Source organism: Nocardioides stalactiti, assembly GCF_014180715.1.
Taxonomy (GTDB): Bacteria; Actinomycetota; Actinomycetes; order Propionibacteriales; family Nocardioidaceae; genus Nocardioides; species Nocardioides stalactiti.
The window spans coordinates 1-10,078 of sequence record NZ_JACEFC010000133.1 but is presented as its reverse complement, the minus strand read 5'-3'; the positions used below and the strand labels follow the sequence as shown (position 1 = coordinate 10,078).

Sequence of the window (10,078 nt, the reverse complement as noted above, 5' to 3'; positions counted from 1 at the left end):
GCGTGCGCCCCGGCCGGCAGCCCCGCCCGCAGCAGCACGTCGGAGCGCGCCAACCGCTGCAGCGCCACGATCCAGCGGCTGTCGGCGAGCACGGGTTGGATGCAGTCGAGGACCTCCAACGCCCGGCTCACGTCCCCGCCTGCGGCGAGGGCTTCGGCCATGATCACCGCCACGACGGCCGAGGAGACGTCCTGCCCCGCGAGCAGGTAGGTCTGGCGCGCCCGCCCGAGCTCGATCATCGCGTTGTGGGGCATCCCCGCATCGAGGGCGACCACGCCGCGGCGCAGGTTGACCAGCGCCCTGCCGCCCTGGTCCCCGAGCGCTCCGAACAGGTTCTCCGCGGTGTCGTAGTGACGCAACGCGCTCGCGACCTCGCCCCGGCCGGCGCGGGCGTCGCCCAGCTGCCGCTGGACGGTCGCGTCCAGCCAGGCGACCCGGTCGTCGTCGTGGAAGTCGCCGGACCCGAGCTCGCTCTGGACGCGCAGGACGGCCGACTCCGCCAGCGCGAACTCGCCGAGGAGGAGCTGGACGTCCGTGCCGCCCAACGCCGCCCGGGCAGCGTCGACCTGACTGCCGACCGCGAGCCATTGACGGCGCGCCTGCCGGAACGCCTGCGCCGCCGCACCGAGGTCTCCGTCGACACACGCCTGCTCACCGCGGATCTCGCTGAGGCGCGCGGCACGAGCGAGGTCGCGACTCCCGTTCATCGCGGCCTCGGCGCGATCCAGCATCTCGGCGCACCGCACTCCGTCGCGGAGCACCCAGCTCGCGGCGTGCTCCAGAAGACGATCGATCTCCGACCCGGCGAGTCTCGCCGGGCCCGGTACCGGGTCCATCGGAGGTCAGCGCGAGGTCAGGTCGAGGGCAGCACGCACGCGCGTGCCCCCCGAGCTGAGCCACAGCTCGTCGACGTCCACCGGCACCCCGCGAACGTCGAACCGACCGTCCGCCGTCGCCCGGGCCGCACGGCGCAGCGTCCCGCGCCCCAGGAACGATAGGTCGACCCCGTCGTCCCCGATGAGCTCGGTCCGGATCAGCCCCTGGATGTCGACCTCGCCCGGACCGGCCGGGGATGCCTCGAGCAGGAACCGACCGAGGTCGCTGTCGAACGCCAGGTGGACACCGTCGCCGTCGTACGAGCGGACGCCCGCGGCGGCCAGGCCGCTGCGCGTGTCGTAGAGCAGCGAGGCGTCCGACCAGCGGTCGCTGACCTCGGGGCCCTGGAGCCCGACGAACACGTCGCGCAGCCGGGCGCTCAGGTCGGCCGGAGGCTGCTCCAACCGCATCGACCCGGCCGCGTCGTGGAACTCACGGATCCACTCGACGGTCTCCATGGTGGCGTCGTCCGCGGTCGCGACGTACGCCGCGACCACGTCCGCCTGCTCGGGCGCGAGCCGACCCTCGACCCAGTCGAGCAGGTCGGTGAACGTCGGCCGTCCGATGGTCATGACTCGTCCTGGAGGATCACGCGCAGCTTGTCGAGGCAGCGACCGCGGAGCGGACCGATGCCACCGATCGAGCGCCCGAGGCGCCGGGCGATCTCAGCGTAGCTCGGCTCCTCCTTCTCGAAGTAGAGCGCGACCAGCAGATCACGGCACGGTCCGCCGAGGGTGGCGAGCGCGTCGTGGAGCGCAGCGACGCTGGCCCAGTCCGCGAACGGGTCGACGGACTCCTCCGGCGTCGTCTCCAGCGGCGTCGTCCGGCGGCTCAGGTTGCGGCTGCGCCAGGCCTGACGACGAGCGACCGTCATCAGCCAGGAGGCAAGCTTCTCGTCGTCGCGGATCCGGTCGAGGGAGTCGACCAGCGCGACGAAGGTGCTCTGGGTGACGTCGGCCGCGTCGTCGGCACTGAGGCCGTTGCGCAGCGCCACGGTGTAGACCAGCCGCTCGTAGCGGCGGACCAGCTCGTTCCAGGCCTCGGAGTCGCGCCGCCGGCAACGGCGGAGCAGGTCGTGGTCGGAGACGGTTGCGTCCGACCGCTCAGGTCGCGTCGGTGCGGTGGTGCGTGCCGGACTTCGCAGCGGTACGGCGCGAGTCGGGCGCTCGCTCATCGTCGTCATATGGGTCCCCATGTGTGGTTGTGGGAACGCCGACGACTCTCCCCGAGTTGAGAGCGGTCCCGAGATGGACAGGGAACCAGTCATCGGTGAGAAGCATGTCCGCCCGAGAGAGCTTTCGAGAGGACCCGAGGACTGGATCCCGGATCTGACACGACCCTAGTGCCGGTTTTTGCAAAGGGACAAGAAAAGAGTTGACAACAAAAACCGCGGCCCGTGCATCAAGCACCGGGCCGGCACGCACCTGTGGTGCGTGACCCGGCAGCACCACGACCCTCGTCGACCCGACGACCCGAGACGCGCACGTGGCGCGGCTCCGAGGAGCCGCGCCACCACGAGCGCGGGGGGCACCCGAGTGCTGAGAGGAGTGCGAGCGCGGCGCCCGATGCCACGGCTCTCCTCGCACTGAATCTCTCTGGCCGAGACCTTACACAAGCCTTGACTCTTGCGCACTATCGAATTTCCAAAAGTTGACAGATGATTGACAAACCCGCCTCGGAAGGATTCCCCATGATCATCAAGACCGTCGCCGCGACCCTCGCCGCACTCGCCGTCCTCGCGTTCGGCACCACCGCTCCGGCGGACGCCGCGGCCCCGACGCTGACGCGGCCGATCGGCTGCTGCTGACCCCACCTGGATCCGGGCAGGACTACGGCCGGCCGTACGGTGACGGCCTGGACTCAGGCCGACCGACTCAGACCGACCGGGGCGTCGCCGCGGTGGCCGCCCGGTGACGCGAGGTCCGCACCCGCAGACCGCTCGCGGCGGCGGCCCGCTTGTAGGCGTCCCGCGCTGCGGCGATCTCTCCGAACCGTTCGAACAGCTCGGCGACCTCGCACCAGGCCTGGGCCGCCCAGCGGTCCGCCTCCTCGAGGCTCACCAACAGCTCGGCGGCTCCTGCGAGGGTCGACCGCGCCTGCTCGAGATGACCCTGCTCGGCCAGCGCGTCGGCGAGCACGATGACCGCCTCGGCCTTGCCGAGCACGGCGTCGGCCGGGGTCGCGTCCCGCGCTCGCTCGGCCGCCTCGACGGCCTCCTCGGGACGCCCGTCGAGCAGCAGCGCACGGGCCATCACGATGTCGCCGTGCGCCAGCTCGACCGGGCTCGCGCTGGTGGCTCGCAGGTCCTCGGTACCGCGCCGCAGCTGCTCGAGCGCCGCGGTGATCTCGGGCGGGTCGAGGGTCAGCTGGAGTCGGCCCAGCTCCAGGCGCAGGCGCGCCAGGTTGCGGGCGTCCTGCCCCTCTCCGAGGAGCGCAAGCGCGCGGTTGGCGAGAGCCAGCGCCGCGCCCGTCTCACCCCGCTCGGAGTAGACGATGCTGGCGTTCCAGTACGCCGCGCTCCGCGCGGTCGGCGACGCGATCTCCTCCGCCACCTTGATGGCCTCGGTGCAGATCCTGGACGCCCGACTCAGGTCCCCGCGCTCGATGTAGGCCAGCGCCACGGTCATCGCCAGCTGGATGCCCTCGTCGGTGCGCTCGAGGCCACCGGCCAGCAGCGCCGGGCGCACCCGCTCCCCCACGTCGGTCGCCAGGTTGAGGTCGCCCACCTCGCGGTAGCACCGGCTCAGCGCGATGCCGCAGCGGATCGCGGCGACACCGGTGGCCGACTCGAGGATCGCCTCGTAGGCGGTGATCGCCTCGTCGAGCTGGCCGAGCGACTCCAGGGTCCGGGCGACCAGGAAACGCCCCTGGGCGACCAGGTCGGACAGCGACGCGCTCTCCGCGCGGTCGAGGTAGTGCCGGGCCTGGTGCTCGGCGTCGACCGTCTCGCCGTTCTGGAGGGCGAGCTCGGCGTAGGCGAGTCCCAGTCGGATCTCCTCGACCTGGTCGGACGACGCGCCGTCGAGGAGCTCCTCGAGGCTGACTCCCAACCGCTGGGCGAGCACGAGGAGCACGTTGAGGGTCGGGCGCCGGGACCCGGTCTCGATCCGGGACACGTAGGCCACCGAGATGTCCCCGGCCAGCTCGGCCTGGGTCCACCCGCGAGCGACCCGCGCCGAGCGCAGGCGCGACCCGAGGACGATCGGGTCGACGGCGCGCAACACCTCGGCGCTGCGCATCTCCACGGGGCTCATCGTGACGATGGTAGGCAATGTTGACAGCACGGGCGAGTCAAACAAGGAACATCTCCTGTCAACCACGCTCGGTGCAGCACTCCGGTCAGGTCCCGCCGCCCCGTGCCGATAGGCCTCCTGAACAGCAGGGCAATCCCTCGGCGCGGGCTGCCCGGCCTGGCTTCGGCGTACTCCACGACGACCGACCGGAACGAGGAACGGATGACCGCGAGCAGCGCCGCCCCTGCCGGCGAGGACGAACGCGCCCAGGCGCCCGGGCACCCGCCTGACGTGGTGGCGGCTGTGTTCCACGCCACGTCCGGGGAGCCCCATGTCGCTCTCCTCGTCGCTGCCCGGGGCGCCGACGGCGATCCGGTGATCCGCTGGAGCAACCCCGGCGCCTGCGAGTTGCTCGGTCTCGCCGCGTCCGACCTGGACGGTGCCCCACTGTCCGAGATCGTGCTCCCCCCGGACGGGGTACGGATCGACCACCTGTTCCGCCGGGAGCGGCCGACGACGAGCGCCGTGAACGTGCGGACCGCGGTCGGTGAGGAGGTGTCGTGCCGGATGCGGACCGCGCCGTCGCCCGACGGCGACCTCTGGACCCTGCAGATCCAACCCGCCCAGTCCGACCTCGAGCTGGTGCTGCGGGCCTCCGCCGAGGCTCACGAACAGCGGTTCAAGGTGCTGGCCGAGCGCTCCCCCGTGCCCACGATGATGTCGGAGCAGGGCATGCGGCTGGGCCACGTCAACGACGCTCTCTGCGCCCTGGTCGGCGTCACGGCCGACCGGCTGCTGGGCACCGGCTGGCTCAACCACATCCACCGCGACGACCTCGAGCGCGTGACGGAGACCGCGATCGCCGTCCTCGCCGGGCAGGAGCGGGAGATGGAGGCCCGGTTCGTCGACACCCAGCAGCGGGTGCGCCACACCGACGTGCGGTTCACCCCGCTGCACACGCCCGGCATCGGCGACGGCTTCGTCGCGACCCTGGAGGACATCACCGAGCGGCGGGCGTTCGAGGCGCAGCTCAGCTACCAGGCCAACCACGACTCGCTCACCGGGCTGCCGCGCCGCAACAAGCTGTGGGACCACATCGCCACCGTGATGGAGGACCCCGACGCCGGCCTGGCGTGCATGTTCCTCGACCTCGACAACTTCAAGGTGGTCAACGACAGCCTCGGGCACAAGGCCGGTGACGCGTTGCTCGTCGAGGTCGCCCGCCGGCTCTCCGGATCGGTCCGCCCCGGCGACCTGGTGGCCCGGTTCGGCGGCGACGAGTTCGTCATCGCGTGCGGCACCCGCTCGGTGGAGGCCGCGCTCGAGGTGGCCGACCGCGTCCTGCGGGTCCTCTCCGAGCCGTTCGTCCTCGACGGCGTCGAGGTGCATCCACGCGGGTCGATCGGCGTCGTGCTGCGTCGGCCGGACCACCAGTCTCCCGACGACCTGATCCGCGACTGTGACATCGCGATGTACCAGGCCAAGTCTCGCGGCAAGGGGCGGGTGATGGTCCTCGACGAGAGCGCGCGCGGCGCCGTCTACGACACCCTCACCCTGGTCTCCGACCTCCGGCAGGCGATCGAGGAGCGTCGGATCACGCTGTGCTACCAGCCCATCATGCGCTTCGACGAGGACGGGCGGCGACTGGCGTCGGTCGAGGCGCTCGCCCGGTGGCAGCACCCCGACCGCGGCGCTATCGCCGCCGACGTCTTCGTCAGGCTGGCCGAGGAGCACGGTCTGGTGCGGGACCTCGGCCTGGTGGTGCTCGACCAGGCGTGCGCGGCGATGGCGCGGTGGCAGGACGAGCTCGGGCCGCTGGCGCCGCCACGGATGAACGTCAACCTGTCGGCACTCCAGATGAGCGACTACCAGCTGGTACAGGCGGTGAAGGGCACCCTGCGGCGGCACGGGCTGGACCCGCATCACCTGTGCCTGGAGATCACGGAGTCCGCGCTCATGAACGACCCCGACACCGCCTCGACGATCCTCGCCCAGCTCCGGGACCACGGCGTCCAGGTCGCCATCGACGACTTCGGCACCGGCTACTCCTCGCTCGCCTACCTCCGCCGGCTCCCGGTCAACTACCTCAAGGTCGACCAGTCCTTCGTCGCGGAGCTGCAGGACGGGCACACCGCCGTGGCCCGAGCCGTGATCAGCCTGGCCCGCAACCTCGGCATCGACGTGGTCGCCGAGGGGGTCGAGACCCACGCTCAGATGGAGATCCTCGACATCCTGGGCTGCCCGCTGCGTCAGGGCTACGGCATCAGCACTCCCCTGGACGACGCCGGCTTCGTCGACTGGTGCCGCACCGGGCACCCCCTGGCGACGGTGGGCTCCCGATGACCGCCCTCGCCCTCGACATCGACACCGTCCTCGACGGACTGGACCGGATGGCGTCCCAGCGGCCGGTGGCTGCCCGGATCGTGGCCACCAGCAACAGCGACCGGACCAGCGCGGTCGGGCTCGCCAACGCACTCGGCGCCGACGTCGCCCTCGCGGCGAAGGTGATGAAGCTGGCCAACTCCGCCTACTTCGGGCTGTCGGGCAAGGTGACCAGCCTCCAGTTCGCGGTGACGGTCGTCGGGTTCAACTCCGTGCGCTCCATCGCCACGATCGCCCTTGCCAACCTCGACGACGAGCGGCTCCTTCCCCAGGGCTTCGGTGAGCTCTCCCTGCACCTGGCCGCTGCGGCCGGCTCGCTCGGTCCGCGGTTCGGAACCCGCACGGCCGACGGGATGGCCCTGGGCCTGCTGGCTCCGCTCGGGATGGCGCTGCTCCACCAGACCGACCGCCACGGATACGACCAGCTCGTCGCGGCCACCGAGCTCGGGTCCCAGCGCTTCGCCGCCGAGTCCATCCGCTACGGGATCTGCTCGCCCCAGCTGAGCGGCGAGGCGCTCAACCAGTGGCACTTCCCGGCCGACATGGTCGACGCGTTGCGCGCCGTGGCGAGCGGGCCCGAGGGCGCCCTGCTGCGGACCTCGTACGAGCTCACGGCCCGGCTCGTCGAACCGCACCACAAGAAGCGCGCCCTGGAGCGGCTCTCCGACCAGCGCATCACCGAGACCGAGGCATCGGCGCGGTTGACGGCGATCCGCACCGACGTCAGGGAGCTGCGCAGCGCGCTGGGCCTGTGAGGGTCAGCGGGCAGCCGCGGCGCGCTGCTCCCCCGCCTCGATCTCCTGCACCAGGTCCAGGCAGTAGCGGCCGAAGTCGATCTGGATGGTGTGCCGCGGCGAGGCGTAGTACTGCTCGAGGTGGCGCGCCTCGTCCTCGACCATGATCCGCTCCTGGTCCGCCACCGACGGCAGCGCGTAGTCGCCGAGGAGGAGCTTGACGAGCAGCTTGGACTGCTGCTCGGCGAGGTTGACGATCGTGGGCGAGGACTGGGCCAGCCCGAGGTAGTAGAGATGCTCGACGCCGGGCTTGATCATCCGCTTGAACAGCGGGTAGCGGTGCTCGTCGTCGGGGTGCAGGTCGGCCTCGGAGTCGTCGAAGAACGGGAACCGCATGTCGTAGCCGGTGGCGCAGATGATGACGTCGGCCTCGACGCTCGAGCCGTCGGCGAGGTGCACCGTGCGACCGTCGAGCCGCACGATCTCCGGGAGCATGTGGATGTCGCCGGAGCCGGCACGGGTGAGGAAGTCCGCACTCACCGACGGGTGCGCCGACAGCGGCTCGTGGTCGGGCTCGGGCAGGCCGTAGCCGCTCATGCTGCCGACGAGCTCACGGATGAGCTGGCGCGAGGCCGCGAGCGCGACGTCCTTGGGGATGTCCGGCGGTGCCATCACCTTGTCCGCCGCGACGCCGTTGCGGTACTTCGGGAGCACCCAGACGCCGCGCCGGGCGGAGACGTACAGCTTCTCGGCCATCCAGCGGTTCGACAGCTCGGAGGCGATGTCCATCGCGGAGTTGCCCATCCCGACCACGATGACCCGCTTGCCGCGGATCTCGATCGGGTCGAACGGGCTGACGTAGGCGTGGCTGTGGATGAGGTCGCCGTCGAAGTGGCCCGGGTAGTCCGGGAGGCGGGGCGACCAGTGGTGGCCGTTGGCGACCACGAGGTCGGTGTAGCCGCGGGTCTCACCGGTCGACAGCGTCAGGTCCCAGCCGCCGTCGTGGTTTCGGGCCGCCCGCACGACCTCGGTCTCGAACTCGATCGCGTCCCGCAGGCCGAAGTGGTCGACGTAGGCACGGAAGTAGTCGTGGATCTGGGTGTGGTGCGGGAAGTCCGGGTAGTCGTCGGGCGCCGGGAAGTCCTCGAACTGGAGGCGCTGGGTCGACGTGTCGATGTGGAGCGACTCGTAGACCGAGGACCGGCCGTTGGGGTTGCGGAAGTACCAGTTGCCGCCCACGTCGTCGCTCATCTCGAAGTGGTCGTAGGCGATGCCGTGCTCCTGGAGCCGCTTGGCGGTGGTGATGCCGGAGCAGCCGGCACCGATGATCGCGACCTTCACGGGTGTTCCCTCCTGGGTGGTGTCAGAGCCCGGCGACGCAGGCGAAGGCGGTGTCGAGGTAGCCGTCGGTCCGCGGTGAGGCGACCAGGTGCGAGGCCATCCGGTTCGGCGTGTAGGCGACGGTGGTACGGGAGTCGAGGCTGTTGACGACGATCGCGCCGCCCCAGCCGGTCCACCAACAGGTGCGACCGCCCGGGACCGACGGGGCCGAGGACATGGGGAGCCCGAACCCGGTTCCCCACGTGGCCGGCGTCATCAGCACGCGGTCGACGCCGGTGGCCTGCACCTCGAGGACCCGGTCGATCGTGGCCGGACCGAGCAGCCCCCGGCCGCCGTACGCGCCCCCGTGCGAGACGGCCGCCTGGATCTGCGCGACCCCCCGGGCGTTGCCGTGGCCGCCCACCGAGCCGACCGGGCCGCTGCGCCACTCCGGGCTGTTGCACGCCTCGGGCAGCAGCAGCGGGTTCGCCATCGTGCGCAGCAGGAAGCTGTCCGGCGGAAGCTGGGAGTAGTCGACGCCGGACGGCGGCGGTGCGATGAGGTCGGCGCATCGGTCCTGCTGGTCGAGCGGCACCCCGATCATGAAGTCCGCGGCGAACGGGCCGGCGATGTCGTCACGGAACACCTCGGCGAGGCTGCGACCGGCGGCACGTCGTACCAGTCCGTCGACAAGGTGGCCGTGGTCGACGATCTGATAGGCCGAGCCGTCGCCGGGCTCGTGCCAGAGCGGCTCCTCGGCCAGCCAGTCGCCGCTCCGTTCCACGTCCAGGAGGTCCTCGACGGTGACCTGTCGGCTCCACCCCGGCACCCCGGAGGTGTGCGAGATCAGGTGCCGGACGAGCACCCGCTCCTTGCCATGGGCGCCGAACTCGGGCCAGTACGTCGCCACCGGCGCGTCGAGGTCGACGACCCCGCGGTCCGCCAGGGCGAGCACGGTGAGCGACGACATCGCCTTGGTCACCGACCACGTCATCACGACGGTGTCCTCACGCCACGGCACCCCGGGCCGCGCGGCACCGCCCCACAGATCGACCACGAGGTCCCCGTCGTGCACCACCGCGACCGCGGCACCGACGTCGGTGCCGTCCTCGAGGTTGCGGACCAGCAGGTCACGCAGCGGGGCGAACTCCTCGGCACAGGTTCCGTCGACCACGGCCGTCACCCTAGCCGCGAACTAGAACATGTTCTAGAGGCGCGTCGACCCGGTGCTCCATGATCAATTATTTCAGTAGACTTTAGATACTATGGGCCGATGGTCATCGACCCCTCCGCCGGCGTCCGCCTGCTCCCCCTCGCCGCGGACGGCCCGGCGCCGGCCGAGCACCTCGGCTCCTGCTGTGCGCCCGCCGGCCGCGCCACGCCGACGGCCGCGCCTGCGGTCGTCGCAGCCGGGTGGCGCAGCACACGCGGCCAGGTCCGGGTCCCCGGCGGGGAATTCTGGATGGGCGACGCGCACGGGGACGGGTACGTCGCCGACGGGGAGCGGCCGGTCCACCGGGTCACGCTGTCGCC

8 protein-coding genes and 1 pseudogene are annotated in these 10,078 nt (G+C 71.5%); 3 read left to right on the top strand and 6 right to left on the bottom strand.

Annotated elements, in window-relative coordinates; translation table 11 throughout:
- The 4 genes from H0487_RS19585 to H0487_RS19570 form a co-directional block, all read right to left on the bottom strand.
- On the bottom strand, nt 1-731 hold a 731-nt coding region (locus H0487_RS19585; RefSeq protein WP_183095911.1), incomplete at its 3' end, for a hypothetical protein.
- 111 nt (nt 732-842) lie between these two features.
- On the bottom strand, nt 843-1,448 hold the full coding sequence (locus H0487_RS19580; protein WP_183095910.1) for a hypothetical protein: 606 nt from the start codon (nt 1,446-1,448) through the stop codon (nt 843-845).
- Complete coding sequence (locus H0487_RS19575; RefSeq protein ID WP_183095909.1) at nt 1,445-2,059, bottom strand: RNA polymerase sigma factor; 615 nt, start codon at nt 2,057-2,059, stop codon at nt 1,445-1,447. The genes H0487_RS19580 and H0487_RS19575 overlap by 4 nt, the downstream gene beginning before the upstream one ends.
- 691 nt (nt 2,060-2,750) lie before the next feature.
- Nucleotides 2,751-4,130 carry a helix-turn-helix domain-containing protein gene (locus H0487_RS19570; protein WP_183095908.1) on the bottom strand — a complete coding sequence of 460 codons (1,380 nt, stop codon included), beginning with the start codon at nt 4,128-4,130 and terminating at the stop codon, nt 2,751-2,753.
- Nucleotides 4,131-4,331: 201 nt separating this feature from the next.
- Between H0487_RS19570 and H0487_RS19565 the strand changes: the two genes are divergently transcribed.
- On the top strand, nt 4,332-6,452 hold the full coding sequence (locus H0487_RS19565) for a putative bifunctional diguanylate cyclase/phosphodiesterase (RefSeq protein WP_183095907.1): 2,121 nt from the start codon (nt 4,332-4,334) through the stop codon (nt 6,450-6,452).
- Nucleotides 6,449-7,246 (top strand): HDOD domain-containing protein, encoded by a 798-nt coding sequence (locus tag H0487_RS19560; RefSeq protein ID WP_183095906.1) that lies wholly within the window; start codon nt 6,449-6,451, stop codon nt 7,244-7,246. Before H0487_RS19565 ends, H0487_RS19560 begins: the two co-directional genes overlap by 4 nt.
- Nucleotides 7,247-7,249: 3 nt before the next feature.
- Here H0487_RS19560 and H0487_RS19555 read toward each other — a convergent pair whose 3' ends face one another.
- Nucleotides 7,250-8,566: a flavin-containing monooxygenase gene (locus H0487_RS19555; RefSeq protein ID WP_183095905.1), complete on the bottom strand. Its 1,317-nt coding sequence runs from the start codon at nt 8,564-8,566 to the stop codon at nt 7,250-7,252.
- Nucleotides 8,567-8,588: 22 nt separating this feature from the next.
- Entirely contained in the window at nt 8,589-9,719 is a 1,131-nt protein-coding gene (locus tag H0487_RS19550; RefSeq protein WP_183095904.1) for a serine hydrolase domain-containing protein, read from the bottom strand.
- 99 nt (nt 9,720-9,818) lie between these two features.
- Here H0487_RS19550 and H0487_RS19545 point away from each other — a divergent pair.
- Nucleotides 9,819-10,078: pseudogene (locus H0487_RS19545) on the top strand (formylglycine-generating enzyme family protein); the annotation flags it as partial.